Annotated in this window: 29 protein-coding genes, 1 tRNA gene and 1 riboswitch; of the genes, 8 read left to right on the top strand and 22 right to left on the bottom strand. The window is 61.4% G+C overall.

All coding sequences use genetic code 11. From position 1 onward, the window contains the following. Positions 1-13 precede the first annotated feature (13 nt). From olsA to AB1E34_RS19385, 3 genes are all read right to left on the bottom strand, one after another. Positions 14-856, bottom strand: coding sequence for a lyso-ornithine lipid O-acyltransferase (gene olsA, locus AB1E34_RS19395; RefSeq protein ID WP_372573965.1), 843 nt, complete (start codon positions 854-856; stop codon positions 14-16). Then, complete coding sequence (gene olsB, locus AB1E34_RS19390) at positions 853-1,617, bottom strand: L-ornithine N(alpha)-acyltransferase (protein ID WP_372573964.1); 765 nt, start codon at positions 1,615-1,617, stop codon at positions 853-855. The genes olsA and olsB overlap by 4 nt, the downstream gene beginning before the upstream one ends. A gap of 96 nt (positions 1,618-1,713) precedes the next feature. After that, on the bottom strand, positions 1,714-1,896 hold the full coding sequence (locus AB1E34_RS19385) for a DUF3553 domain-containing protein (RefSeq protein ID WP_306194223.1): 183 nt from the start codon (positions 1,894-1,896) through the stop codon (positions 1,714-1,716). Positions 1,897-1,944: 48 nt separating this feature from the next. Here AB1E34_RS19385 and AB1E34_RS19380 point away from each other — a divergent pair, with 48 nt between their 5' ends. Next, positions 1,945-2,541 (top strand): histidine phosphotransferase family protein, encoded by a 597-nt coding sequence (locus AB1E34_RS19380; protein ID WP_372573963.1) that lies wholly within the window; start codon positions 1,945-1,947, stop codon positions 2,539-2,541. A gap of 4 nt (positions 2,542-2,545) precedes the next feature. On the opposite strand, the gene AB1E34_RS19375 is transcribed toward AB1E34_RS19380, so the two are convergent. From AB1E34_RS19375 to AB1E34_RS19325, 11 genes are all read right to left on the bottom strand, one after another. Then, positions 2,546-3,808 carry a glutamate-5-semialdehyde dehydrogenase gene (locus tag AB1E34_RS19375; protein ID WP_372573962.1) on the bottom strand — a complete coding sequence of 421 codons (1,263 nt, stop codon included), beginning with the start codon at positions 3,806-3,808 and terminating at the stop codon, positions 2,546-2,548. A gap of 49 nt (positions 3,809-3,857) precedes the next feature. Continuing rightward, positions 3,858-4,964, bottom strand: a complete 1,107-nt coding sequence (gene proB / locus AB1E34_RS19370) for a glutamate 5-kinase (RefSeq protein ID WP_372573961.1) — start codon at positions 4,962-4,964, stop codon at positions 3,858-3,860. Further along, entirely contained in the window at positions 4,952-5,986 is a 1,035-nt protein-coding gene (obgE, locus tag AB1E34_RS19365; RefSeq protein ID WP_372573960.1) for a GTPase ObgE, read from the bottom strand. The genes proB and obgE overlap by 13 nt, the downstream gene beginning before the upstream one ends. A 37-nt stretch (positions 5,987-6,023) precedes the next feature. After that, a complete protein-coding gene (locus AB1E34_RS19360; RefSeq protein ID WP_372573959.1) occupies positions 6,024-6,560 on the bottom strand; it encodes a GNAT family N-acetyltransferase in 537 nt (178 codons plus the stop codon). Next, on the bottom strand, positions 6,557-7,165 hold the full coding sequence (locus AB1E34_RS19355) for a LysE family translocator (RefSeq protein WP_372573958.1): 609 nt from the start codon (positions 7,163-7,165) through the stop codon (positions 6,557-6,559). Before AB1E34_RS19355 ends, AB1E34_RS19360 begins: the two co-directional genes overlap by 4 nt. Next, positions 7,162-7,665 carry a GNAT family N-acetyltransferase gene (locus tag AB1E34_RS19350; protein ID WP_372573957.1) on the bottom strand — a complete coding sequence of 168 codons (504 nt, stop codon included), beginning with the start codon at positions 7,663-7,665 and terminating at the stop codon, positions 7,162-7,164. The genes AB1E34_RS19355 and AB1E34_RS19350 overlap by 4 nt, the downstream gene beginning before the upstream one ends. Beyond that, the gene (locus AB1E34_RS19345; protein ID WP_372573956.1) at positions 7,665-8,165 is read right to left on the bottom strand and encodes a GNAT family N-acetyltransferase; all 501 of its coding nucleotides are present in this window, start codon (positions 8,163-8,165) and stop codon (positions 7,665-7,667) included. Before AB1E34_RS19345 ends, AB1E34_RS19350 begins: the two co-directional genes overlap by 1 nt. Positions 8,166-8,244: 79 nt before the next feature. Beyond that, entirely contained in the window at positions 8,245-8,514 is a 270-nt protein-coding gene (rpmA, locus tag AB1E34_RS19340; protein ID WP_136442474.1) for a 50S ribosomal protein L27, read from the bottom strand. An 11-nt stretch (positions 8,515-8,525) separates the two neighbouring features. Then, positions 8,526-9,143 (bottom strand): 50S ribosomal protein L21, encoded by a 618-nt coding sequence (locus AB1E34_RS19335; RefSeq protein WP_372573955.1) that lies wholly within the window; start codon positions 9,141-9,143, stop codon positions 8,526-8,528. Between the two features lie 245 nt (positions 9,144-9,388). After that, a complete protein-coding gene (locus AB1E34_RS19330; protein ID WP_372573954.1) occupies positions 9,389-10,198 on the bottom strand; it encodes a DUF2059 domain-containing protein in 810 nt (269 codons plus the stop codon). Continuing rightward, the gene (locus tag AB1E34_RS19325; protein ID WP_372573953.1) at positions 10,198-11,040 is read right to left on the bottom strand and encodes a DUF2059 domain-containing protein; all 843 of its coding nucleotides are present in this window, start codon (positions 11,038-11,040) and stop codon (positions 10,198-10,200) included. The genes AB1E34_RS19330 and AB1E34_RS19325 overlap by 1 nt, the downstream gene beginning before the upstream one ends. Before the next feature lie 133 nt (positions 11,041-11,173). On the opposite strand from AB1E34_RS19325, the gene AB1E34_RS19320 reads away from it, so the two are divergent. Further along, positions 11,174-11,263: transfer RNA gene (locus AB1E34_RS19320), tRNA-Ser, on the top strand. Positions 11,264-12,284: 1,021 nt separating this feature from the next. Here the strand turns inward: AB1E34_RS19320 and AB1E34_RS19315 are convergent. The 4 genes from AB1E34_RS19315 to AB1E34_RS19300 are packed head-to-tail and all read right to left on the bottom strand — an operon-like array spanning position 12,285 to position 17,053. After that, complete coding sequence (locus tag AB1E34_RS19315) at positions 12,285-14,006, bottom strand: ABC transporter permease subunit (protein ID WP_372573952.1); 1,722 nt, start codon at positions 14,004-14,006, stop codon at positions 12,285-12,287. Further along, a complete protein-coding gene (locus AB1E34_RS19310; protein ID WP_372573951.1) occupies positions 14,003-15,460 on the bottom strand; it encodes an ABC transporter substrate-binding protein in 1,458 nt (485 codons plus the stop codon). The genes AB1E34_RS19315 and AB1E34_RS19310 overlap by 4 nt, the downstream gene beginning before the upstream one ends. A 13-nt stretch (positions 15,461-15,473) precedes the next feature. After that, the gene (locus AB1E34_RS19305; RefSeq protein WP_372573950.1) at positions 15,474-16,259 is read right to left on the bottom strand and encodes an ABC transporter ATP-binding protein; all 786 of its coding nucleotides are present in this window, start codon (positions 16,257-16,259) and stop codon (positions 15,474-15,476) included. Beyond that, positions 16,256-17,053, bottom strand: coding sequence for an ATP-binding cassette domain-containing protein (locus AB1E34_RS19300; protein ID WP_372573949.1), 798 nt, complete (start codon positions 17,051-17,053; stop codon positions 16,256-16,258). Before AB1E34_RS19300 ends, AB1E34_RS19305 begins: the two co-directional genes overlap by 4 nt. A gap of 332 nt (positions 17,054-17,385) precedes the next feature. After that, positions 17,386-17,585: riboswitch (cobalamin riboswitch) on the top strand. 142 nt (positions 17,586-17,727) lie between these two features. Between AB1E34_RS19300 and AB1E34_RS19295 the strand changes: the two genes are divergently transcribed. The 5 genes from AB1E34_RS19295 to AB1E34_RS19275 are packed head-to-tail and all read left to right on the top strand — an operon-like array spanning position 17,728 to position 21,656. Further along, entirely contained in the window at positions 17,728-18,744 is a 1,017-nt protein-coding gene (locus AB1E34_RS19295) for an ABC transporter substrate-binding protein (RefSeq protein WP_372573948.1), read from the top strand. Further along, positions 18,741-19,793: a FecCD family ABC transporter permease gene (locus AB1E34_RS19290; protein ID WP_372573947.1), complete on the top strand. Its 1,053-nt coding sequence runs from the start codon at positions 18,741-18,743 to the stop codon at positions 19,791-19,793. The genes AB1E34_RS19295 and AB1E34_RS19290 overlap by 4 nt, the downstream gene beginning before the upstream one ends. Beyond that, positions 19,790-20,557 carry an ABC transporter ATP-binding protein gene (locus AB1E34_RS19285; protein WP_372573946.1) on the top strand — a complete coding sequence of 256 codons (768 nt, stop codon included), beginning with the start codon at positions 19,790-19,792 and terminating at the stop codon, positions 20,555-20,557. Before AB1E34_RS19290 ends, AB1E34_RS19285 begins: the two co-directional genes overlap by 4 nt. 14 nt (positions 20,558-20,571) lie before the next feature. Next, the gene (locus AB1E34_RS19280; RefSeq protein ID WP_372573945.1) at positions 20,572-20,997 is read left to right on the top strand and encodes a pseudoazurin; all 426 of its coding nucleotides are present in this window, start codon (positions 20,572-20,574) and stop codon (positions 20,995-20,997) included. Next, a complete protein-coding gene (locus AB1E34_RS19275) occupies positions 20,994-21,656 on the top strand; it encodes a glutathione S-transferase family protein (RefSeq protein ID WP_372573944.1) in 663 nt (220 codons plus the stop codon). The genes AB1E34_RS19280 and AB1E34_RS19275 overlap by 4 nt, the downstream gene beginning before the upstream one ends. A gap of 109 nt (positions 21,657-21,765) precedes the next feature. Here AB1E34_RS19275 and AB1E34_RS19270 read toward each other — a convergent pair whose 3' ends face one another. Further along, positions 21,766-22,995, bottom strand: coding sequence for an acyl-CoA dehydrogenase (locus AB1E34_RS19270; protein ID WP_372573943.1), 1,230 nt, complete (start codon positions 22,993-22,995; stop codon positions 21,766-21,768). Between the two features lie 95 nt (positions 22,996-23,090). Here AB1E34_RS19270 and AB1E34_RS19265 point away from each other — a divergent pair, with 95 nt between their 5' ends. Continuing rightward, positions 23,091-23,999 carry a LysR family transcriptional regulator gene (locus AB1E34_RS19265; RefSeq protein WP_372573942.1) on the top strand — a complete coding sequence of 303 codons (909 nt, stop codon included), beginning with the start codon at positions 23,091-23,093 and terminating at the stop codon, positions 23,997-23,999. A gap of 3 nt (positions 24,000-24,002) precedes the next feature. Here the strand turns inward: AB1E34_RS19265 and phoB are convergent, their stop codons facing one another. The 3 genes from phoB to pstB are packed head-to-tail and all read right to left on the bottom strand — an operon-like array spanning position 24,003 to position 26,224. Beyond that, positions 24,003-24,698, bottom strand: coding sequence for a phosphate regulon transcriptional regulator PhoB (gene phoB, locus AB1E34_RS19260; protein ID WP_372573941.1), 696 nt, complete (start codon positions 24,696-24,698; stop codon positions 24,003-24,005). A 12-nt stretch (positions 24,699-24,710) separates the two neighbouring features. After that, a complete protein-coding gene (gene phoU / locus AB1E34_RS19255) occupies positions 24,711-25,412 on the bottom strand; it encodes a phosphate signaling complex protein PhoU (protein ID WP_372573940.1) in 702 nt (233 codons plus the stop codon). Between the two features lie 14 nt (positions 25,413-25,426). After that, positions 25,427-26,224 carry a phosphate ABC transporter ATP-binding protein PstB gene (pstB, locus tag AB1E34_RS19250; protein ID WP_372573939.1) on the bottom strand — a complete coding sequence of 266 codons (798 nt, stop codon included), beginning with the start codon at positions 26,222-26,224 and terminating at the stop codon, positions 25,427-25,429. Between the last annotated feature and the right edge of the window lie 8 nt (positions 26,225-26,232).

Raw genomic sequence — 26,232 nt, 5'->3', positions numbered from 1 at the left:
CAAGCTCTATTTTTCAGGGCTGCGCCTCCAGCGCGCGCATGTCGGTATGGCCTTGCCGCACGGCCTGCTCGCAATAGGCTGCCAGCATCTTGCGGTCGGCAAAATCGCTGACTTTCACGGGCGGATGATAGGTCAGTTCCACCCCGCCCTGCGGCCAGGCGGCCAGCGTTTTCAGCAAATGCGGGCCGAACTCCATCTCGCCCCACCAGCCATAGAAGCGATCGGGCTGGCCTTTGGGCGCATGAAACACGACCGAGACCGGCTGCACATGCATGAAGTCGCGCAATTGCTCGGTGAAGAACGCGGCAAAGAGCGTGGTCTTGAAGGGCAGTACCCGCTGCCCGTCGGTCGAGGTGCCCTCGGGAAAAAACAGCAGCTTGTGCCCGGCCCTTAATCGTTCTTCGAACATTTCGGTCTGCTCGCGCGCCTTGCGACGATCACGCTCAATGAACACGGTGCCGGTCGCGCGGGCCAGCCACCCGATGCCGGGCCACTTCGCCACTTCGGCCTTGGACACGAAATAGATGCGTTTGCGGGCGTTCAGCGCAAAGATATCCAGCCACGAGCTGTGATTGGCCACAACCGCGCCCCGCTCGGTCATCAGCGCGCCGCGTGTGCGGAATTTCATCCCCAGAATGCGGAACGCGTTGCGGCAGACGAATTGCGTAATGTAGGGCGTCACCGGTCGGCGCGTTCCGAATATAGGGCGCTCAAACAGGCGCAAAAGCAACAGGATCAGCAGGCCACCAAACACCAGCATCGCCAGAACGAGCCCGCGCAGGGCCACAAGCCCCCAGCCGATCACGCCGATCTGCAGCGGATCGGGGGCATCGTCACCCTGCCACGTCGCACTCATTGGCTGCGGTCCCCGCCATAGATCCGCCGCTGCCGGGCGTTGAGGCGCGCAGTGTCCAGGACCAGACAGATATCGGTGGTGTTGAAGGCATGGTCGATGAACGCCCCCTCGCCCACAAAGCCGCCGAGCCGCAGATAGGCCTTGATCAGCGCCGGTACCTGCACCATCGCAGCACGCCGGTCCAACTGATCGGGGGCGATCAGATCCATCGACTGGAAATGCGCAGGCTGGGCACGGACCCGAAGTTCCGGTGGCGCCAGATGGTTGTGGTGCAACATCGACAGCGGCTGCGCCAACGCACTCATATCGGTGCCGTGAAAGCTTGCCACGCCGAACAGAACCTCGATGTCGTGATCGGCCACATAATCCGACAGCCCGTTCCACAGATGATACATCGCCGCCCCGCCCCGGTAATCGGCATGCAGGCAGGAGCGGCCCAGCTCCAGCAGCTTACGCCCGCTTTGGCGCAGCACACTCAGATCGTATTCATCCTCGGAATAGAATTGACCCAGTTTCTCGGCCTGATCGCCGCGCAGCAGGCGGTAGACACCGACCACCTGTCCCGAGCTGTCATCGGCGATCAGCATATGGTCATAGAAGGGATCGAAGCGATCCTGTTCCAGCCCCTGCTCATGATCGACCATGTCTCCGCCGCCGCCCAGTTCACGCACGAAAACCTCATAGCGCAACCGCTGCGCGGCGCGCAGATCGGCGTCACTTTCGGCCAGTCTGACTGTAAAGCTCGGTCCGCTATCCGGCATGGGGTACAGGTCTCAAAAAGCGTGGGTTTGCGCGCTGATACCGCATCTCAATCGGCGATTGCAACCGAAGGCAGATTAACCTTTCATAAACCTATTTCACGGATCAAAGACGGGCATCAGGGCGATGCGCGTGCCGTCGATCACCACCTTCCCTTGATCTGGGAAATTCACGGTGATCTTGCCGCCGATATTGGACTGCACCTGTCCAATGCCCCAATCGGGGTAATCGGGGTGGCGCACGAACATGCCCGGTGCAAGGATAGCGTTCAGATCAGACATGTCGGCCCCTGTCTGGGATATGAGAAAGCGATTTACCGGAGGTAGCGCATGGGCGAAAGCACCGTCAACCTGGCAACCCTGATCGGGTCGCGTATCTGTCATGATCTGATCAGCCCGATCGGTGCCATCAACAACGGGCTGGAACTGCTTGAAATGACAGGCGCGCCCAGCGGCCCCGAAATGGATCTGATCTCGGACAGTGTCGGCAGCGCGGGCGCGCGCATTCAGTTCTTTCGCATTGCCTACGGAATCGCCGGGGCGCAGATGCTGGGCGCTTCGGAGATTAATGCGGTCCTGAAAGAGGTGAACCGGGGCGCGCGCGTCACGGCGGAATGGCGCTGCGTCGATCCCGCTCCGCGCACCGCTGTGCGGCTGGCCTTCCTCGCCTTCCAATGTTGCGAAACGGCTTTGCCGCAGGGCGGACAGGTGCGTTTCGACCATATGGACGGGCGTTGGAGCGTGACCGCAACCGGCCCGGCCCTGGCGCTGGACCCCAATATCTGGGAAACGCTCAGCAACCCGTCCGCCGGGGCCGAAATCACGCCTGCGCTGGTTCAGTTCGCCATGCTGCCCGCTGCGGCCGCCGAGCTTGGCAGCCGCGTTGAGGTGACCTCGGACGAGGCGCAGATCACCATTCGGTTCTGATCGCTCAGGGCCGGAGGGTTCCATCACCCTCGACCAGATATTTGAAACTGGTCAGCTGCGCCGCGCCCACCGGGCCACGCGCGTGCATCTTGCCGGTCGCAATCCCGATCTCGGCGCCCATGCCAAACTCACCACCATCGGCGAACTGGGTCGAGGCGTTGCGCATCAGGATCGCGCTGTCGAGACGTTCAAAGAACCGCGCCGCCGCCGCGTCATCCTCGGTGATGATGCAATCGGTGTGGTTCGAGCCATAGGTGCGGATATGGGCGATGGCCTCATCTATGTTGGCAACGGGCTTGGCCGCGATGATCATGTCGAGGAATTCCCTGCCCCAATCCTCCGCCGTAGCGGTCGAGGTGCCCTCTTGCGCAAGCGCCCCCTCGGCATGCACGTCAACGCCCGCCTGTACCAGCGCCGCGATGGTGTCGTGGCCGATGCTGTTGAGGATGTCCTGATGCACCAACAGGCATTCGGCGGCACCGCAAATCCCGGTGCGCCGGGTCTTGGCGTTCATCACCACCTCGCGCGCCTTTTTCGGGTCAGCATCCTTGTCGAGATAGATATGCACGATGCCTTCGAGATGGGCAAAAACCGGCACCCGTGCCTCGCGCTGCACCAGGCCGACCAGCCCCTTGCCACCGCGCGGCACGATCACGTCAACCGTGTCGGTCATGGTCAGCAATTCCTGCACCGCCGCGCGGTCGCGGGTTGGCACAAGCTGGATCGCATCTTCGGGCAGGTTTGCGGATTTCAGCCCGTCCACCAGACAGGCATGGATCGCGCCCGAGGAATGAAAGCTCTCCGACCCGCCGCGCAGGATCACCGCGTTGCCCGATTTCAGGCACAGCGCACCGGCATCAGCGGTCACGTTGGGGCGGCTTTCGTAGATCACCCCGATCACGCCCAAAGGCGTGCGCACCCGGCGAATATGCAGGCCAGAGGGCATGTCCCATTCGGCCAGCACCTCGCCAACGGGATCAGGTTGTTCGGCCACCGTGCGCAACCCGTCGACCATGCCGCGAATGCGGTCCTCGTCCAGCATCAGCCGGTCCATCATTGCCGGGCTCAGACCCTTGTCGCGGCCATAATCCAGGTCTTTGGCATTGGCCGCGATGATCTCGGCCCGGCGGGCCCAGACCGCGTCCGCAGCGCCGATCAGCGCGGCGTGCTTGCGTTCGGCGCTGGCAAAGGCAAGCTCTGCCGAGGCCGCTTTGGCGCGGGTGCCGATATCAGCCATCAGGGCGGGAATGTTGTCGAGGTCTTTCATCACATGCGCCTTTGGTCAGGTTCTTGTTTGTCTTTAGCAGGAAGACGCCTCACAGCGCCATATCGTCCCGGTGAATCAATGCGGCGCGACCGGGATAGCCCAGCGTCGCTTCGATCTCGGAGGATTTGCGGCCCTTGATGGCGTCAGCCTCCTGCGCGGTATAGCGGCTGAGGCCCTGGCCCAGCCTGCGCGTCTCTGGTCCACGGATGGCCACCGGATCACCACGCCCGAAATCACCAGTCACTTCAACGATCCCGGCGGGCAGCAAGCTCTTGCCATTGGACAGCGCATTGGCCGCTCCGGCATCGACCAGAATCTCACCGCGCGGCTTCATCGCTGCGATCCAGCGTTTGCGGGCGGCCTGCGGATCTAGCGTGGCAGTGAACCAAGTGCAGGTCGCGCCATTTTCAAGTTTTGTCAGTGGGTTATCGGGCGACCCTTCCGTGATCGCCATGGCACATCCTGCCGCCGTCGCCATCTGCGCCGCCATCAGCTTGGTTTTCATGCCGCCTTTCGACAGCCCCGATCCCGCATCACCTGCCATCCGCTCGATCTCGGGCGTGATGCGGTCGATCACGTCATAGCGTTTGGCGGTGGGGTCATCTGATGGGTTGGCGGAATAGAACCCGTCCACATCCGAGAGCAGGATCAACTGATCCGCCCCCACGGTGACGGCCACCTGCGCTGCGAGCCGGTCATTGTCACCATAGCGGATTTCATCGGTTGCGATGGTGTCGTTTTCATTGACGATCGGGACCACGCCGAGCCCCAGCAGGGTTTCCAGCGTCGCGCGCGAGTTCAGGTAGCGGCGGCGATTGGCGCTGTCTTCCAGCGTGACCAGCACCTGCGCGGTTTTGATCTCGTAAGGTGTCAGCGCCTCTTCATAGGCCCGCGCCAGTCGAATCTGGCCGACAGCGGCCGCGGCCTGCGACTGCTCCAGTGCCAAAGTATCGCCATTCAGGCCAAGCACGCCGCGCCCCAGCGCGATGGAGCCGGACGAGACCAGAATGACATCAGCCCCCCGCCCTTTCAGCCAGGCCACGTCCTGCGCAAGCGAATGCAGCCAGTGGGCGCGCAACGCGCCGCTGGCACGGTCCACCAGCAGGGCGGAACCGATCTTGACGACAATTCGTTTCGCCGCGCTCACGGTTGCCAAGGCGCGGCCTCCTCCACAGGTTTGTGGCGCAGACGGTCGGCGTCGATCTGGCTGCGCAGGGTGCGCAAGACCTCGGTCACGCCTTCGCGGGCCACGCCCGACATCAGCATCACCGGGCCACCCGACGCCTCGCGCAGCGCCTGCGCGGCCTCTTCACGCTGCTCCGCGTCCAGCGCGTCGACCTTGTTCAGCACCGTCACGCGAGGCTTGTCGGCCAGATGACCACCATAAGCCTCAAGCTCACCGATAATCGTCCGGTAATCTTCGGCCACGGTGCCCGAGGTGCCATCCACCAGATGCAACAGCACCGCGCAACGCTCCACATGGCCCAGAAACCGGTCGCCGATACCGCGCCCTTCATGGGCGCCCGCGATCAGGCCGGGAATATCGGCCACGACAAATTCCACGTTATCCACGCCGACAACGCCCAGATTGGGATGCAGCGTGGTGAAGGGGTAATCGGCGATCTTGGGCCGCGCGTTCGAGGTGGCGGCCAGAAATGTCGATTTGCCCGCATTAGGCAGACCCAGCAGACCCACATCGGCGATCAGCTTCAGCCGCAGCCAGAGCGTGCGCTCGACCCCCTCCTGCCCCGGATTGGCGCGGCGCGGGGCCTGATTGGTGGCGGATTTGAAATGCAGGTTGCCGAACCCGCCATTGCCGCCGCGCGCCAGTTGCACGCGCTGACCGACCTCGGTCAGGTCGGCGATCACCGTCTCTTCATCCTCATCAAGGATTTCGGTGCCGACGGGAACGCGCAGTACGATATCATCGCCATCCTTGCCGGTGCGCTGCTGGCCCTTGCCGGGCTGGCCGTTCTTGGCAAAGAAATGCTGCTGATAGCGGAAGTCGATGAGCGTGTTCAGCCCATGCACCGCCTCGGCCCAGACCGTGCCACCCTTGCCGCCATCACCGCCATCCGGCCCACCATATTCGATGAACTTTTCGCGGCGGAAGCTGACACAGCCGCCACCGCCACCACCGGATCGGATATAGACCTTTGCGAGATCGAGAAATTTCATGTGCATCCCCTAATGCAAAGGCCCCATCGACCTCAAGTCAGAGTTTTCGGCTATAGGTCCAGGTGGGCACATTTGCATCGCGCGCCACAGAGAAACTTTCGGCATCACCCAGATATTCGAATCCGCACCGCGTCAGCACCCGCGCCGAGGCCGGATTGTCCTGAAATACGCTGGCAAACATCGTGTCATTGCCAAGCGGGTTATTCTCGACGAGCGCTTCGACCGCCAGAGACGCGATGCCGGTGTTCCAGAACACCGGCGCAACCCAATATCCGATCTCGGATTGGTTGCGATCCATCCACTCAAGCGCGATCAGCCCCATCAGTTCCGACCCGCCATCCTTGCTGCCATCGATGGCCCAGACATCCTCGTCGCGATCCTCGGACATGGAGCGGGTCACAAAGGATTCGACCATTCCCGGCGGTACCGGGTGCGGGATCGACCGGGTCATATAGGCGACGCGCTTGTCACTGGCAAAATGCTCGATCAGCCCCATATCCGAACGCCGCAGAGGGCGCAGGACAAACCGTTCGGTTTCAATGACCGGCTGATTGATGATGGTATCAAATTTCATATGTGCGCCCCTCCTCCGAACAGCACAAACAGGACGGATGCGACGGTGAGCACCGCCAATGTCCACATCAGATATTTCTCCGCCGGGCGTCCGGCAACGCTATGCGCGATCCGATCCCCGGCGAAGGTCCAGATCGGGTGCAGGATCACCTGGCAGCTCAACAAACAAAGAGCGATTGTGAGCGTAGACCAGAATGGTGACGATCCTGGGGCGACGAAGCCGGTAAACCCGGCCACGATCATGGCCCAGGCCTTGGGGTTGAGCGGATGGACGATCAGACCGGGCAGAAATCCCGGCGCGGCCTGCTCTGCCTGTCCTGGTGTCAGGCGCAGGTTCGCGACCTTCCATGCCAACCAGCAGATATAGGCGGCCGAGGCGTATTTCAACGTGGCGAACACAATGGGCGCCTGATCGGCCAGTTGCATCAGGCCAAAGCCCACCGGCCAGATGATCAGTTGCTTGCCCGCGCTCACGCCCGCCACGAAAGGCAACGCGGCCCGGAACCCATAGCGCGCACCGGTGCCCAGCAAGACCATATTGGCCGGTCCCGGCGTGCCGACCTGGCTGGCGGCAAAGATCAGGAAGCTGCCCGCAGCAACGCTCATTGCAGAGCCTCCCAGCGGGAGCGGGTGAGGGCCACGTTCTGGAGCGTCACCGTCTCGCCGGTTGCTCGGACCTCTTTCTCGCTCTGTGTCGTGGGCTCGAAGCCCAGCTTGGACAGGATCGCGCAGGAGGCCGCATTGCCCAGATGGTAAGATGACTGCAAGTCACCCTGTTCGCGTGCGAAATGTCGCGCAGTGACGGCGCGCGCAGCTTCGGTGGCATATCCCTGCCCCCAGAACGGCTGTCCCAGCCAATATCCCAGCTCATCACCAGCCGAGATCAGTCCGATCAGGCGCTCATCCTCGGTGATAGCAAATGCATCGTATTCCTGCTCGGCCCGATCGCGGATGAAGTCCTCGGCATGGTCGATGGTGAACGGATGCGGCACGTTGTTGACCCAACGCGCGACCTCCAGATTGTTCAGCAAGGCGGCCACGTCACCCGAGTCCCGACTTTGGAACCGGCGCAGAACGAGGCGCTGTGTGGTGATCGTTTCACACATCACAACGCCTCCCATCTGGCACGAGTCAGAACCATGTTTTGAATCGTGACTTCGCGTTGCAGGGCCTCCGACACCGCACGGCGCTGCCCTGCCAGCAGAAAGCCCAGTTTGCCCAGAACCGCAGAGGATCTTTCATTGCCCAGGTGATAGCCCGACGGCAGATCGGCGTCATGTCGCTCGAAGTACCTTGGGATCATCGCCCTTGCAGCTTCGGTCACATAGCCCCGGTTCCAATAGGGCTGCCCAATCCAATAGCCCAGCTCCTGACCCACGGAAATCGCGCCAACAAGCTGCTGATCTTTCAGGATTGCAAAGGCATTCAATTCCCGGGAAGCGAGATTCTCAATGAAATCATACGCATGATCGAGCCGGTAGGGATACGGCACCCTTGTGAGCCAACGTACCACATTCAGATTGTTCAGGAGGTCAACCAACGCATCCGCATCGCCACGCCGGAAGCGGCGCAGGACAAGGCGTCTGGTTGTGATCACGTCGGTCATGGGACCGCTCCTGAAAACGAGAAAGGGACCGGCATTTCTGCCGATCCCCTGATTTTGTTAAACCTTTGTGGGTTCCGGCTTACTCGGCGGCCTCCGCCACTGGCAGGACCGAAATAAAGGTGCGGCCTTTGAGGCCCTTGTGGAAGGTCACGGCGCCATCAACAGTTGCAAAGATCGTGTGATCCTTGCCCATGCCAACGCCTTCGCCCGGCCAGAACTTGGTGCCGCGCTGACGCACGATGATGTTGCCCGGGATAGCCGCCTGGCCACCATAGAGTTTCACGCCAAGGCGACGACCCGCAGAGTCGCGACCGTTACGGGAGGAACCGCCAGCTTTTTTATGTGCCATTCTCTCTCTCCTTAGCCTTTGGCCAGTTCTTTGGCCTGCTCAACCCATTCGGGTTTCACTTTGACGCTGTCGATAGCAGCAATCTGCTCGTCCGACAAGGCGGCCAGAGCGGCAAAGCTCTCGATACCGGCCTCGGCCAGCTTCTTGGCGGCGGCAGGGCCGACGCCGGTCAGCTTGGTAAGATCGTCAGCAGTAGCAGCGGCTGCGGCAGGCGCTTCGGCTTTTGCCTCGGCCTTCTTGGCAGGTTTCGCGGCGGGCGCAGCAGCGCCAGCAGGTGCGGAACCGGTTGCGGCCTTGATGCCCGACTTGTCGGCGCCAGCGGCCAGAATGTCGGTGATCTTGACCAGCGTCAGCTTCTGACGGTGACCTTTGGTGCGCTGCGAGCTGTGCTTGCGGCGACGCTTGACGAAGTGGATGAGCTTTTCACCCTTGATCTGGTCGATGACCTCGGCCTGAACGGCGGCACCGTCCACAAAAGGCGCACCAACAACCGGAGCGTCACCGCCCAGCATCAGAACTTCGTTGAATTGAACTGTTTCGCCGGCATCAGCAGCAAGTTTCTCGACGCGCAGGATGTCGCCCGCCTGAACCTTGTATTGCTTGCCGCCGGTCTTGAGAACCGCGAACATGCGAGTTTCCTTTTCTTTACCGCGTTCTGTGGTCCCCGGTCCGGGTGTTTGCGACCCCCCGTTTCAGGCAGGGCCACCTTCGAACAGCGCGCCCTTTGTTCGGGCGGATTTGCAGGCCCCGAGGGACCAATGATAACGAAACCCGGCGCAGGACATGCCGGGCCGGGATGGGCGCTTATTGATGGATCGGGGGCAGATGTCAATCCCTTTTCAGAGGTCGCTGAATCAGAGCTTTCGGACGCTGTTCAGAGATCGCTGGATTGCATGGCGAATCCCACCGCCTCGCCCAATTCGAACGAGATCCGGTCATAGATCCGGTCAAAGCCCACGAACAGCGCCTGATTGAGCGCCTGCCCCGTCTCGGAGGCGGAAAAGGCAATATTCTCGCGCATCTGGATATCTGTGAGCGGCTGATAGGCCAGCACCAGGAACCCATGCAGCCAGTCCCGCGTCTCGCTTTCCATTTCATCGCGCTGGGAAAACAGCTCTGCCAGCAAGGCGCGGTCGTCGGATTGTGTGTCTTGAACCGAGGCCATGCCCTGAAAAAAGCTGAAATCGGAACTCAAGGTGCCTTCGACATTGCGCGCGACCAGTTCGTTGACCTCGATATATTCCTCGATCAGGTGAAACCGGTCGCCCTCACGGTCCATCAGTTTCGCGTTTTCCTGCGCCATCTCTTCGACTGCCGGGTCTTTGAGCGCACGCCGGGCCGAATTTTCCAGCGAGATGATGGTCTGCCCCAGATCGCTACTGAAAAACACCGCTGCCTCGGAAATCTGTTCCGGGCTCAACTCCTCTCGGATGGTCTCACGCATTGTCCGGACCATCTGATCGGGCGCATAAATCTCGTCGACCTTGTCGAAGAAATAGCTGCCCGCATCCCCGTCCAGCATGTCAGTGTTCAGCGACGCGGCATAGCTGCGCCCTTCATCGACCAGAATCGTGACAACCTCATCCAGCCGCATGGCACCGACCAACTCGTCCAGCGATTCCTCCGCCCCCGCGGGCGCCGCCAACAGCATGGCGGAGGTCAGGATTGCAGCCGCCTGACGCATTACAATTCCTGCGAGGGGCGCAGATCGGCCATGCGCGCGGCCAAGACTTCGAACCGGTTGGCCATGATCTCGTACTGAACCGCGTTGAGGAGTTCATACACCTCCTGCATCAGCGGCTGTTCCAGCGCCTCGGTATAGGCCAGCACATCCTCGTCCGAGAAATCCTGATAGGTATAGGCCGCTCCGGCCAGAGCTGAGCGTTGCAGGGCCAGCCGCAGCTCGGTTTCGTTGTTTTGCAGCATCTCGCGCAGATCGCCGGGATCAAGGCGCAGATCGACCACCCCCGCAGCGCTGGCCGCCAGCAGGAACCGGTACTGGATTTCCTGCAATGCCCGCAGCGAGCTGCCCGTGGAATCGATGGCCATGTTCATCCGCTTGAGCGTTTCGACCCGATGCGATCCGTCCGCGACCCATTGCGACACCAGCGCCTCGCCCGCGTCGCGCTTGACACTGTCATCTTCGATCATATGCGAGGCGTTTTCGGCCTCGACCAGACGCTGGCCCAGATTGCTGGCGTAAAACTCGACCGCATGGGTCAGCGCCTCGTCGCTCAGGGTCTGTTCGAGGATGTCCAGGGCGAGGCCGCGCATCACCTCGGTATCAAAAACCTCGTTGGTCAGGCGCGTCCATTCGGACCCGAACTCGCCCGGGTCGAACCCCAGCATCTCAGGGGCCGAGGACGAAGACAGCGCGATACTGTCCAGCGCTACGTCAAATCCGGTGGTTGCAAGGAATGCCTCGACCCGCGTGCGATCCGCGGCTTGCGCTGCGGGTGTCGTCCAGAGGATCAGGGCTGCGATCAGGGCCGTAAAGACCGGCGGTGTCAAAACTCGTATCAGCATGCTCTCAAGCCTAATCCATTTCCGTAAACGGGCAATCAATTTCGGGTGATAATTTCCCAGGTGTGGTTTTCGGAAATTTCTGCTTGCACCGCGCGGCGTTCCTGACTACATCCCCGCTTCACCAGACCCCCGCGGAGAGGTGCCGGAGTGGTCGAACGGGGCGGTCTCGAAAACCGTTGTGGGTGCAAGCCCACCCAGGGTTCGAATCCCTGTCTCTCCGCCACTAATCATCAGAATATCATGCGTTTTTACCTGTTTGATGCTGAGCTGAGGAACGGATGTTGGTGTTCTTCCGCGTTGAGAGTCGGCCTGCCAACGGCGTCACACGAGACGTCTAACGGCCTAGAGTACCCACCGATAACGGTTTCATCGAAGGGTTCAACAGTAAGCTCGGGGCGGGGTGATTGAACACGCTGTTTACAATTCGCGAAACTTTCGAGTCTTGTTAATGCCGTCACGCCCCAAGCGGTTCAATCACCTACTTTGAACGGTGGTTCTGACTGTCAGCTCTCGGTCTTCATGAACAGCCCCGGTCGTTAGATTTGCGAAGGCAACAGGTTTCTCGCTGATTGCGGTCACGCTGCCAACGCCCGCTGACACATGGCCAGCCAGTTGCTCTTGCTGGGGCATCAGTTCAATCACTTCATGCGCAAGCGTCAAGCAGGACGACAACCAATCATCCCTTTTGGCATCGTCGCTGAATGTTTCCCTGACTCTAGCACTGGCAAACGAAGGAGTGCCGGGCAATTCCGTTGCCAGCGCGATGTGTGGCGCAAAGGCGCCGCGAACTGTTTCTGAACTATCGAACCGACTACCAGACACCTCAACAAATGGTGTCGTTCAAGAGTCCAACAAGCGGGCGAATGCGTGCGAGCTTCAGCAAGCCGGGAATTTTCTGGGCCCCACGGTTCGAACTGGACACCTTTGCCGGAGGCAGCGTGAATGATGGCGCGACAACACCTGACCTGTCCGCGGCAGATGGGTGGATCGGCGGTTATGAATTTGGCGCCCGTATGTCGCAGCTTTTGTTTAATGCCGGGGCAAAGCGCCGTTCTGGACGCACGGGTGCAGCAACGCGCCCAAGAGATTCGGGTTGTGTCCTAACGTAAATCGGCAAGCCGTCACTTCTCGGCCCAGCGGGTTCGTGCCGGGGTAAGCCTCTGAGTGTGTCTCATTTGACCTGCGCTGAGCAGCCAGGTGGCTGCTCTGGGCTGGCTTCATTGCTGCTTGCGACTAAGCCACTGTTAGCGCCGCACCAGTGCGGCCAGTGACACGCCCAGCACCGACATCAGCGCCAATGAGGCTGCGGGGGCCAGCACCGCCAGGGGCGCGCGTTCCATGTAAGGCAGCGCGTCAGCCAGGATCAGGCCCCATTCCGGTGACGGCGGCGGCGAGCCGAGCCCGAGAAAGCCAAGCGCCGCCAGGGCAAGCGCGTTTCCCGGCAGGCGCAGCATGGCGTGGCGCATTACGGGGCCAAACACCGCAGGCAGGATTGAACGCGGAATGAGGCGCAGACGTGTGACACCCAGTATAGGTGCGATGCGGACATGGGGCTGGGATCGCGCCTCTGAAACCAGCGCGGCGGTGTGCGCCGCAAGGGGCGCCCAGGCGACCGCACACACGGCGATCAGCGCGCCGATCAGGCTTGGCCCGATTGCGGCCACAACAATCAGGGCAGCAATGGTCGGCGGCGTGGCTTTGGTGACCTCGATCAAGCCGATGGCCAGACGGGGCATCAACCCCATAGCCAGTCCGATGATCAGCGAGACCAGCGTCACGACCAGTGCCATTCCGATGGTCGCGACCGCGCCATGTGCAATACGTGCGAGCACATCCCGACCAAGGCCATCAGCTCCCAGCGGCAAAGACAGGCTTGGGGGTTGCAATCGAATGTATAGTGATGTGAACGGGTCGCGCGGCAGACCCAGAACGATCATCAAAAGAAGGATAAGCACAACCGCGCAAGGCACCAGCCAGAGCCGACGATCCCGCGTTGGTTGTTCGAGTTCGGGCACCGGCAGCGCACCTATGCCAAGCGCGCGACCCAGCAGGGCGACCCGGATCAGGTTGGCGATCACTCCGATCAGCAGCGCATTGACCAGCAGGATCAGGATTCCGGCCTGGAGCGCCGGAAGGTCCTGCGCCGAGGCCGCCCCAAGAACTGCCCGACCAAGGCCAGGGATCGAGAAGACCTGTTCAACGGCGATGGCACCACCTGTCATCGCCACGATAACCATGCCAATCTGCGGCATCAGCGCAGGCAGGCTGCGACGCATAACAGCCCGCGCGATTTTACCGCGCGAAAACCCCGCCATGGCCCATGTCGCGATCCAACGCTCCTGGAATGTCGCGGAAATCGCATTTGAAATAAGCCGTCCCAGATACCCGCCCGCCGGCAGGCCCAGAGCAAAGGCCGGCAACACGACATGCACCACATCACCCCAACCATAGGGGGGAAACCAGCCAAGCCAGACCGAGAACATAACCAGCAGCAAAGCCGACAGCAGGAACTCGGGCAGTGCGGTCAGCGTCGCTGCGACGATGCCGGATGTCCGGGTATCACGCCCGTGCAAACCGCGCCGCATCGTGGGCCAGCAGACCAAAAAGGCAATCGCGCTGGCAACCGTAAAGGCCGCCGCCATCAGGATCAATGACACACCGAAGGCATTGAGCATGTCCGACAGAACGGGGGCGCCGGAAATCCACGAGGTCCCCAGATCGCCATGCAAGAGCCCCGCAGCCCAGGCCTTGAGGTGCTCAACCGGCCCGAGCGCCAGTCCAAGCCGCTCACGAATGGCCGCCAGCGCTTCGGGCGTCGGGTTCTGCTCGCCCATCCGCGCCCGCAGAATGCTGAGCGCGGGATCTTTGTTCGAGATCCAGGGCAGCAAGGCCACCAGAACCATCACACCAACCAATGTCACCCCGCGCGAAAGCGCGGGGGTCAGACGATCCAGCGTTTGGATCATTTGGTCAGCGTGGTGTGTTCCGTGATCAGCCTGCGCTCGCGCGGGTCGCGTTGCGCTCCGGACACGTTAGCGGCCTCACCTTGAATGATGCGCCCATGCAGCATCGGAACGGCTGCACCACTTGCCAGAATGGCGGCCTCAGCGGCGATGATGGCCTCGCGGCGCTCCACACCGGGCTCGATTGCGGCTGCGGCCTCAAGGGCGGCGTCGACTGCCGGGTCGCAAAGCTGCGAGATGTTGAACGAGCCTTCGCACCCGAAATCACTGACCATGTAGGACACCGGATCACCGCTATCGAGCACGGTGGCACGTGACAGAATAATGAGGTCGAAATTACCAGCCAGCATGTCGGCCTCGATATTGGCGTATTCGCGGACATCCTGAGTGACGTCGAAACCCGCCTCGCCCAGCATTTGGGCGACCAGTACGGCGACTTCGGGCAATTCGGCCCGGTCAGTATAGGTGCCAAGCGTGATCTTGGTGCCTTCAGGGGCCTTGGCTTGGACGTGATCGATCGGCGTTCGCAAGGGGTTCGCCCAGGGTAGCGCCGGGCCGAACAGACCGCGCGCGACGTCGGCCCGCCCTTCATAAACGGTCCGGACGATAGCGTCGCGGTCAATCGCATCACGTACCGCGCTGCGCAGGGCGGGATCGGTCAGCGGGCCCTTCTTGGAGTTCACGTAGAGCGTATTGGTGCGCGGCATCGGGACTTCGTGAATCAGAGCCGGGTCGATCAGCGCAGCCTGGCTGACCGGAACGGTTTCGACCACCTGCGCGGTACCGGTGCGCAACGCGGCCCCTCGCGCGGTGCCATCGCCTACATAGTCGGCATCGATGCCCGCTAGCTTGGCACGCTCACCCCAATAGTCGTCGAACCGATCCAGATGCGCGCTCGTCACGCCGTTGATTTCCGTCAGAACAAACGGGCCGGTCCCTGCTCCGGTCGGTGTCACGACACCTTTTTCGCCATAGGCTTTTTCAGCCAGAATCGCGAGCTGCGGGCTGGAGAGACGATTGGGTACCAAAGGATCGACGGCCTCGGTGCGAACGATCACGGCATTGCCATCGACCTCAACCGCCATCTCGACCCCATCAAGAATGCGCGGCTTGGGCGCGGCCTGCGTTGCCGCCAACAACGCGGCTGCGACCTGCTCCGGGGTCAGATCGGTGCCATCGTGAAACTTGACGCCGGACCTGATCACAAACCGCCACGTATGATCGTCAATTCGGCTCCATTCGGTTGCCAGCAAGGGCTGCGGTTCACCGTCGGCGTTCAGGCGGATCAGTGTTTCCGCAGTGGACCAGCGGGACAACTTGAAGGCGTCGTCGGATAACGGGCTCAACCCCGAGCGCGGCGGTTGCAGCATTGCGACACCGATGCGCGGGTCTTCGGCATGCGCAGCGCCTGCGAGGCTCAGGCCGACGAGCGCGGCGCTTAGAAGGGTAGATTTCATTGGGGGTCCTTTCTTATGCCGCGGCGATCATCGGCGGTGCGGCGTTTAACAATTCTTGCGTATGCGGGTGGTGCGGGTCGCGCAGCAGGTCGCGGGTGGGTCGATCTTCGACTATGCGGCCCTCTTGCATGACCAGTATCCGCTGGCACAGTTCAGCCAAAATGGAGATGTCATGTGACACCATAAGGAAGCCTGTGCCTTGATCTGTGGAAAGGTCTTTCAGCACGCGCGCCACCTGGGCGCGGATGGTCATATCCAGCCCACTGACCGGCTCGTCCGCCAGCAGGAATACAGGGCGCATCGCAATGGCACGGGCAATCGCTACGCGTTGCGCCTGCCCGCCAGACAACTCGCCCGGTCGGCGCGAAAGGAAACGGTGATCCAGGCCAATGCTGGCGAGCGCCTGTTTTGCGAGTTGTTCGGGGTTCCGGTCGATATGCAGGCGCAGCAACGGTTCGGTCACGAGTTGTAAGACCGTCATGCGCGGCTCCAGCGATCCCGCCGGATCCTGCGGAATATACTGCACCATGCGCCGATACCAGCGCAGCGACGCGACTGAACCTGGCAGGACGGCGCGCCCGTCACAAAAGATCTGCCCGGCCTGCGGGGCTTCAAGCGCAAGAAGGCATCGCAGCAGGCTGGACTTTCCAGAGCCGGACACGCCAACCAGACCGACTCGGTCGCCTGCGTCGAGATCGAAGGAGACTTCGTGCAGCGCGGGCGCCGGCGGTGTCTTACGCCAAAACCCGCGCGGCGCCGGATACGCAAGCGACAGGTTACCTATCGACAGGAAGGTCATCCGTACAACCTCTCGCAGGCGATGCCGCAGTTTCTGGCTGAGGCGATCAACTCACGCGTATGCGCGTGCTGAGGATCGGTCACGAGCCGTTGCATCGGTGCGTCCTCGACGATGCGCCCTGCCTCGATGACAAGGGCGCGGTCACATAGATGCGCGGCTGCGTGAAGGTCATGGGTAATCAGCAACAGGCCCGGCCCGCCGGGGGCTTGGGTGACGTCGCGCAAAAGCCTCAGGATCTGAGCCTGCGTCACCACATCCAGCGCCGAGGTGGGTTCGTCCCCGATGATTGTCTGAGCCTTGCAGGCGACGGCCATCGCAATACAAACCCGCTGTCGCTGACCGCCCGACAATTCGGGAGAACACCGCCGCGCGATCTGCTCAGGCTCGGGCATGCCGACCCGCGCCAGAAGGTCGATGCTTGCTCGGCGCGCGTCCGCGGCACCCAAACCTGATTTTCGCAGCGGTTGTTCAAGCTGATAACCGATGGTTGTCAACGGGTTGAGCGCCGCCTGCGTATCCTGCATCACCATCGCCGGCCGTGCTGATGCGGGCCGCGAGAGGGCCGGCGTGCGGGTGACATCAACACCGCCAACGTCGATCCGCCCGGTGATCTCGGCCTGCGGCGGAAGCAGGCCCAGAGCGGCCCGTGCCGTCATGGACTTGCCGGATCCGGATTGGCCCAGCAGGGCAACCCGCTGACCCGGTTCAAGCACAAGATCGATACCGTTCAGGATCGATTGCCCATTCAGAGAAACCGTTAATCGGTCAATGGACAGGCAAGGGGAAAGCGCCACGATTTCACACAGAATCTGGTTCAGATTTACCTGTGATAGTATAACGTATCAGCAAGCTCAAGTGGCAGAATCGCTGGTAATTGACCCTCTGATGCGATCTTGGGTTTGATGTATCTTGTGCTTATTGGCGCTGCCCGGGCCGTAAGACCTAAGCCGACAAGAAGCGGTTTAGGCCTTGCCAAGTTGCATAGCTGACGATCCGCCGATACTTGTCGCTCAACAAGGGCCCAAAAGCTTCGTTGCGGCGTGCCAAAAGGGGCAGCGTTGCGCTAGCAGAATTGACGACTGACCATCTTTGGATGATTTCGAATCTTGACGATACAGCCCTGAGATGTCATGCGCGGTTTGTCGGTGTCCATTCGGACCTAACAGGGAATTCGCCATATGGGTCAGACCCATATGAACCGAAACTGCCCCCGCAACTGTAGGCGGTGAGCCAGCTCTGAACATACCACTGGGCCAAACGGTCTGGGAAGGTCAGGGCCAGCTAAGATCCGTCAGTCAGGAGACCTGCCGACGTAAACCTGAACCACCGGGCGGGGTTGCTCGGGAAAGGATCGTGATGCGACTGACACCTTTGTGCCGTGCATGGATTAGTGCACTTGCCTGCCCGGTTGCTGGCCTTTTTCTTTCTGTTTTCAAACCCCGGCATCGGATTTACCGGAGCCAAGACAATGACATCCAAATTCATCACCCTGACCGCGCTGGCCGCTGTGCTGAGCGCACCGGCCTTTGCGGATAAGACCAGCTATCCGCTGACCATTGAGAATTGCGGCCACACGCTGACCTTCGACAAGGCACCCGACAGCACCGTGACCATCGGGCAGTCCACGACCGAAATCCTGTATCTGCTGGGCCAGCAGGACAAACTCTCGGGCACCTCGGTCTGGTTCAACCCGGTCCTGCCCGAGTTCAAAGAGATCAACGACAAGATCGAACGTCTGGCCGATAATGATCCCAGCTTTGAAAGCGTCGTTGGCAAGAAACCCCAACTGGTCACAGTCATGTATGAATGGCATGTGGGAGCCGAAGGGATCGTCGCCACGCGCGAGATGTTTCACGATGTGAACGTGCCCACCTATGTGATGCCCACCGATTGCGCGGCCAAGGATAACTCGGTTGGGGTCGATGGCACACGGTCGGAACTGTTCTCGACCCAGCAATTGTACACCAGCATCGAACAGCTTGCCGAAATCTATGATGCTCAGGATGCGGGTGCCGCGCTGGTAGACGATCTGAAAACCCGCGAGGAACAGGCCATCGCCAAGGCCGCAGGCCTGAACCTGCCAGAGGGGTCCTCGGCGCTGTTCTGGTTCTCGTCGGCGGATATGGAGTCAGACCCTTATGTCGCCGGTCAGCAGGGCGTTCCTGCTTACATGATGGACAAGCTGGGTGTCGATAATGTGGTTACCTCGGGCGAGGAATGGCCGCTTGTGGGCTGGGAAACCATCGCCAAGGCTGATCCGACCTTCATTGTGATTGCCGAAATGGACCGCCGCCGTTTCCCGGCGGACGACGTCGAGAAAAAGCGCGCATTCCTTATGAGCGACCCGGTCGCCAAGGAAATGACCGCCGTCAAGGAAGGCCGGATCATCACCATCGACGCCCATGCCATGAGCCCGACCGTCCGCGCCATCTATGCATTGGAGCAGATCGCGGATGAACTGCCTGCTTTTGGTCTGACCCAATGACGGCAATTGATCGGCCACTTGCGCGCCGGTCGCTGTGGCACTGGGGGCTGGTCGTGCCCCCGGTGCTTCTGGCCGCGCTGTTGTTCGGGGCCGCTTTGGGGGAAACCAGTATTCCACCCGGCGTGGTACTGAAGGTGCTGGCCAACAAACTGTTTGATGCGGGCTATCCCGTCGACAAGATCGACGAGGGCATCATCTGGAATTACCGCATGTCGCGCGCGGTTGTGGCCGCCTGCTGCGGCGCGGGGCTGGCCCTGTCCGGCGTGATCTTGCAGGCGCTGCTGCGCAATGCGCTGGCCGATCCCTATCTTCTGGGCATCTCGGCGGGGGCCTCAACCGGAGCCGTCGCCGTCACCGTGCTGGGGCTGGGCGGCGGGCTGATCTCGCTGTCTGCAGGCGCGTTCATGGGTTCCCTGCTGGCCTTCGCTTTTGTCGCGCTGCTCGCCCATGCTGCGGGCGGCGGTGTCGGCCTGCGCGCGGCGGGGGTCATCGTTTTGGCCGGGATCGCCGGGTCGCAAATGTTCAACGCATTGACCGCCTTTCTGATCACCAAATCCGCCAATGCGGAACAGGCCCGCGCCATCATGTTCTGGTTGCTGGGCAATATGTCCGGTGTGCGCTGGCCTGACGTTGCCAGCGCGCTGCCCGCTGCAATGTTTGGCATCGTGGCCTGCCTGTGGAACACCCGCGCTCTGGATGCGTTCACCTTTGGTGCAGACAGCGCCGCCTCGCTGGGTATCGCTGTGAAGCGCGTGCAACTGACCCTGATCGGTATCGCCGCGCTGGTAACCGCCGCCATGGTTTCAGTTGTCGGGGCCATCGGCTTTGTCGGCCTTGTGATCCCGCACGCCATGCGCTTTGTGGTCGGCCACCGGCATGGCCGGTTGGTGCCCGCCTCGGCGCTCGCCGGAGCCGTCTTCCTTATCTTCGCGGATGTCATCTCACGCATGATCATCCCCGGACAGGTTTTGCCTATCGGGGTCGTCACCGCCCTGGTCGGCGCGCCCGTGTTTGCCCTGATCCTGATCGGCGGGAGAACGTCGCCATGATCCTGTCGTGCCAAAACCTCGGCTGGGAGACGCGCGGGAAACCCATCGTCAGCGATATTTCCTTGACCGTGAACGAAGGCGAAAAGCTGGGGCTGATCGGGCCAAACGGGTCGGGCAAATCCACTTTGCTGCGTATGCTTGCGGGCATCCGCACGCCCTCCAGAGGTTCCGTGCATCTGGGTGGCCAGAGCATGGCCGGGATGCGCCAGCGCGAGATCGCGCAAAGATTGGCGCTGGTTGAGCAACATGCCGACACTGCCGACCGCATCACCGTACGCGATGCGGTCGAATTGGGCCGCACCCCCTGGCTGTCGGCGTTGCGGGGCTGGGGCGCTCAGGATGATGCGATTGTTGCGCAGGCGCTGGCCGATGTGGACCTGTCGGGCTTTGGGCACCGACACTGGCACACGCTGTCCGGCGGCGAACGGCAGCGGGTTCATATCGCCCGCGCGCTGGCGCAGCAGCCGCAAATCCTGCTGCTGGACGAGCCGACCAACCATCTGGATATCCGACACCAACTGGCGATCCTGCACATGGTTGCGCGCCTGCCCGTAACCGCCGTGATTGCGCTGCATGATCTGAACCAGGCGATGCTCTGCGACCGGATTTGCATTCTTGAGAATGGCCGCCTCAAGGCCAGCGGAACCCCGAAAGAAATTCTGTCAGAGGGGATGCTGCGCGAGGTGTTCGGCGTCTGCGCCCACTTCCTCACCGACCCGGCGGATCAATCGCAGGTCATCCGTTTCCACACAGCCATGTCATAGCCAAAGGACCCAACATGCGTTTACTCGTTGCCCTCATTGTTTCTATCTTACCGTCCGTTGCGCTGGCAGAGCTGCATGAGGTTGAGATGCTGAACCGCGATGAGACCGGCTCGATGGTCTATGCCCCGAGCTATCTGAAGATCGCGCCCGGCGACACGGTGAAATTCCTCGCCACACGACCGGGCCACAACGCTGCCAGCATCGATGGTATGGTGCCCGGTGGCGCCGAGCCCTTCAAAGGCAAGATCAATGAAGAGATCGAGGTCACCTTTACGGTTCCCGGCATCTACGGCATCAAATGCACGCCGCATTACGCGATGGGCATGGTCATGCTGATCCAGGTCGGAGATGGGCCAGCGACCCCGGATACCCTGCCCGACGACCTACCGAAGCGCGCGAAGGACCGTCTTCTGAGCTATATCTCGGCGCAGCCGCAATGAAACCTTACCGATTGATCAACCGCCTTGGCTCGGGTGGCTTTGTTGTTGAGGCTGCTCTGACACTGGCCGACATACCGTTCGAACTCGATCTGATCGCATCCGACCCGTCCTCGCCATTGCCCGATCAGTTCCGCGATCTCAATCCATGGGGGCAAGTGCCCGTCCTGACCACGCCCGAGGGCGCGGTTCTGACCGAATGCGCCGCCATCCTGTTTTATCTCGCCGAGAGGCACAGATCGCTTCGGTACGGGCCAAACCTGTTTGTCGAAGATGTTTCCCGCTTCTATCGCTGGACCAGCTTTCTGGCGACCAATGTCTATGAAGGTATCCTGCGAAAAAGCTACCCTGACAGATACGCGATTGACCCCTCTATTCCGCAAGAGCAGCTACGCAACGCCATAAGGACCGCCGCCAGGGCCCGCACGCACCGGGCTTTGCATCTTATCGAAAACGAACTCGCGGATAGCGCCTTTCTTTGCGGGATGAGGCTGTCTCCGGCTGATATCTTTCTGGCTATGCTCTCGGCTTGGCACAACCCGCAGCCAGATCTGCCGCGCTGCAACGCAGTGACAGAATTTGTCGCCAATCAAGAGCAGATAGCGGAAATCTGGTTCCGGAACTTCGATCATCGGTTGGATCATCGGTGGCAAGACGAATAGCCAATTCGTGATACGACAGAACCTGCTGGAAGTTCAGAACCGTCTGATGTAGAGGGACAAATCACAAACGGCGCTCCAGCTCGCGTTCGGGCTTAAAGAGGCCCCACGCTTAATAAAAGGCCTGCAATCCGGTTTGGGCGCGCCCCAGGATCAGCGCGTGGACGTCATGGGTGCCTTCGTAGGTGTTCACCGTTTCAAGGTTCACCATGTGGCGGATCACCTGGAATTCCAGGCTGATCCCGTTGCCACCATGCATGTCGCGGGCGTGACGCGCGATCTCCAGCGCCTTGCCGCAATTGTTGCGCTTGATGATCGAGATCATCTCGGGCGCGGCACTGGCCTCATCCATCAGCCGCCCGACCCGCAGGCTGGCCTGCAGACCCAGCGCGATCTCGGTCTGCATATCGGCCAGTTTGCGCTGGAACAGCTGTGTTTGTGCCAGGGGCTTGTTGAACTGTTTGCGATCCAGCCCGTATTGCCGCGCGCCGTGCCAGCACGCCTCGGCCGCACCCATCACACCCCAGGAGATGCCATAGCGGGCGCGGTTCAAACACCCAAACGGCCCCTTGAGGCCCTGCACATTGGGCAAAAGCGCCTCTTCACCGACCTCGACGCCGTCCATGACGATCTCGCCGGTGATCGACGCGCGCAGGGACATCTTGTTGGCGATCTTCGGCGCGCTCAGGCCCGGCAGGCCCTTATCCAGCACGAAGCCACGGATTTTGCCGTCATGAGCGTCGGACTTGGCCCAGACCACAAAGACATCCGCGATCGGCGCGTTGGAAATCCACATCTTGGTGCCGGTCAGGCGATAGCCGCCCTCGATCTTTTCGGCGCGGGTTTTCATGCCCGCCGGGTCAGAGCCCGCGTCCGGTTCGGTCAGGCCGAAACAGCCGATATATTCACCGCTGGCAAGCTTTGGCAGGTATTTCTGACGCTGTGCTTCGCTGCCATAGGCATAGATCGGATACATGACCAGCGAGCTTTGCACCGACATCATCGAACGATAGCCGCTATCCACCCGCTCGATCTCGCGCGCGACCAGCCCATAAGACACATAGCCCGCGCCCAGCCCGCCATATTCCTCGGGGATGGTGATGCCCAGCAGCCCCATCTCGCCCATCTCGCGAAAGATCGCCGGATCGGTGGCCTCGGTTTCGAACGCCTCGGTCACGCGCGACTGCAGCTTTTCTTGCGCATAAGCGTGGGCGCTTTGGGCGATCATGCGCTCGTCTTCGGTCAACTGGTCCTGCAGCCGCAGCGGGTCTTCCCAATTGAACGGCCCCAGATCTGGCGCGTCCTTGGCTTTCAGGGTCGGTTTGGCAACGGGGGCGTTCATGGCAGGTCTCCAATGCAGGGCTGGGGTAAAAATAACGTGCGCAGGGCGCAAAAAACAGCGATAAAACCGCATCGATACGTGAGATTTTCGCATAGATGACTCCTGCCCGCCGTCTGATCCCGTCCCTTTCCGCGTTGCGCGCGCTGGAGGCGCTCGACCGCCTTGGCTCGGCCTCGGCTGTGGCCGAGGAAATGGCCCTGACGCAGAGTGCGATTTCCAGACAGCTTCAAGGGCTGGAAGAGCAACTGGGCGTCACGCTGATCCGGCGCGACAGAAAGCGCCTGTCGCTGACCTCGGCCGCATCCGACTATGTCGTCGAGGTCCGCGCGGCCCTGAACCAGATTGCGCAGGCGTCGATCCAATTGCAGGTACAGCCCACCGGCGGCAGCTTGACCCTTGCGATCCTGCCCACATTCGGAATGCGCTGGCTGGTACCCAGATTGCCCGAATTCACCCATCTGCATCCCGACATAACGGTCAACCTGTCGACCCAGCTCAGACCGTTCAGCTTCGACGTGGAACCCTTTGATGCGGCGATACATTTCGGTCAACCGGATTGGCGGGGCACCGAGGCGCTTTTGCTGAAGACCGAGCGTGTTGTGCCGGTGGCGGCCCCCGGTCTGATCGGTAGGCCACCCGATGATCCGGCGGACCTGCTGAAACTGCCGCTGCTGCATATTCAGACCCGGCCCAATGCCTGGCAGGACTGGTTTGCGCGCGTGGGCGTAGCAGTGTCACCGCCCCTGCCCGGCATGATCTATGATCAGTTCTCGACCATCACACAGGCCGCCCTGCACGGGCTTGGTGTCGCCCTGATGCCGGAATACCTGGTCGAGCAGGAACTGGCGACCGGACGGTTGGTTCCGGTTCATGACCATTCGGTCGAAGCCAACGGCGCCTATTATCTCGTCTGGCCAAAATCCGGGTCCGAGGACCCGGTTTTGCGACAGTTCCGCGACTGGCTGGCGCAGCGCGCCCAGCCCGAGGATGATCTGCCGCGCTAAGTGTCAGCCCAGAGCGTATCCCGCACCGCGCACCGTGCGCACCGGATCCGTGCCGCCATGCTGGGTCAAAGCCTTGCGCAGACGCCCGATATGCACATCCACCGTCCGCGTATCCACATAGATATCACGCCCCCAGACCCGGTCGAGCAACTGCTCGCGGCTCCAGACCCGACCCGGCTTTTCCATGAAGGTGCTGAGCAGGCGAAACTCGGTCGGGCCCAGCTTCAGCGGCTGTTCCGATCGGCTGACCTTATGGGTTTCGGCGTCCAGCACGATATCTTCGAATTCCAGCCGCAGCCCCACGGTCGAGGGGCGCACGCGGCGCAACTGCGTGCGCACGCGCGCCATCAGCTCAGCGACCGAATAGGGTTTGACCACGTAGTCATCCGCCCCGGTTTCCAGCCCGCGCACCTTGTCCACTTCTTCCGAGCGGGCCGAAAGCATGATGACTGGGATGCTGCGCGTGTCGGGCCGAATCTTCAGCCTGCGGCAGACCTCAATTCCGCTGAGATTGGGCATCATCCAGTCCAGAACGATGATGTCGGGACTGTCCTCTTCCACCAGCAGCAGCGCGTCTTCGCCATTCTCGGCCTTGACGACGCGAAACCCTTCGGCTTCCAGATTGTAGCCCAGCACTTCACGTTGAGCCGGTTCATCCTCGACCACCAGAACGGTTGGTTGTGCAGCGGCAGCAGCCATGAAACTGGTCCCTTATGCTGTCAGCGATGTTGTATCGGCTTTCGGGCGTGCCTCTTCCGGGCGTTCACCGGTAACGAGATAGACCACCTGCTCGGCGATCGAGGTGACGTGATCGCCCATCCGTTCGATATTCTTGGCGATGAAGTGCAAATGCATACAAGAGGTTATGCTGCGCGGTTCTTCCGCCATGAAGGTCAGGAACTCGCGGAACAGCGCATTGTACATCTGGTCGACCTCGCGGTCGCGTTCAATGACATCGGCAGCCAGTTCGGCATCGCGCTGGATATAGGAATCGAGCGCGTCTTTCAGCATCCGTTCCACCTCGCGCGCCATGCGGCGCAGGGCTGCGGCGCTGTCATTGACCGGCGGCACGGTGATCAGCACCGAGTTTCGCTTGGCGATGTTCTTGGCGTAATCGCCAATCCGCTCCAGATTACCCGCAACCTTCAGCACCGACAGCACCAGCCGCAGATCGATCGCGGTGGGCGCGCGCAGGGCGATGAGCCGCGCGGCTTCCTCGTCGATTACCTCTTCCAGCGCGTCGATGGCCTTGTCATCGGCGCGCACTTTCAGTGCCAGTTCCTCGTCGCGCGTTTCAAGCGATGTCGCCGAGGCACCGATGGCCGCCTCGACCAACCCGCCCATCTTCATGATATGCGCCTGAATCGACTCGAGCTCACGGTCGAAGGCGGATGCGATATGTTGTTCCGTCATGGTCATGCCCTTGCTTAGCCGATGCGCCCGGTGATGTAGCTTTCCGTCCGCGGGTCCTGCGGATTGGTAAAGATCTGGCCTGTCTCGCCGAACTCGACAAGGTTGCCCAGATGGAAGAACGCGGTTTTCTGGCTGACCCGCGCGGCCTGTTGCATCGAGTGGGTCACGATCACCACCGAATACCGCTGGCGCAGCTCGTCGATCAGTTCCTCGACCTGCGCGGTTGCGATGGGGTCGAGCGCTGAACAGGGCTCATCCATCAGCAAAACTTCGGGTTCGGTGGCAACCGCGCGGGCGATACACAGGCGCTGTTGCTGACCACCCGACAGGCCGGTGCCCGGCGCATCCAGCCGGTCCTTGACCTCGTTCCAGATCGCCCCACGACGCAGGGATTTCTCAACGATCTCATCCAGTTCCGCCTTGTTCTTGGCGAGACCGTGAATGCGCGGGCCATAGGCCACATTGTCATAGATCGACTTGGGAAACGGGTTGGGCTTCTGAAACACCATGCCCACCTTGGCGCGCAACTGCACCGGATCGACCCGCTTGTCATAGATATCCTCGCCATCCAGTAGGATATTGCCCCTGACCCGGCAGATATCGATGGTGTCGTTCATCCGGTTCAGACAGCGCAGAAAGGTCGACTTGCCGCAGCCTGACGGGCCGATGAAGGCAGTGACCGTCTTGTCACCGATTTCGACGTTCACATCCTTGATGGCGTGGGTGTCGCCATAATGGACCTGCACATCGCTGGCGGTGATCTTGGCTTGGCCAGTGTCCACAGCTCTCGCTACTCGTGCCATATCGTTCATATCGTGCC

The sequence above is a fragment of the Ruegeria jejuensis genome (assembly GCF_041537905.1).
Taxonomy (GTDB): Bacteria; Pseudomonadota; Alphaproteobacteria; order Rhodobacterales; family Rhodobacteraceae; genus Ruegeria_C.
Note: the sequence above shows the minus strand (reverse complement) of the source record. Positions and strands in the feature narration are given on the sequence as shown.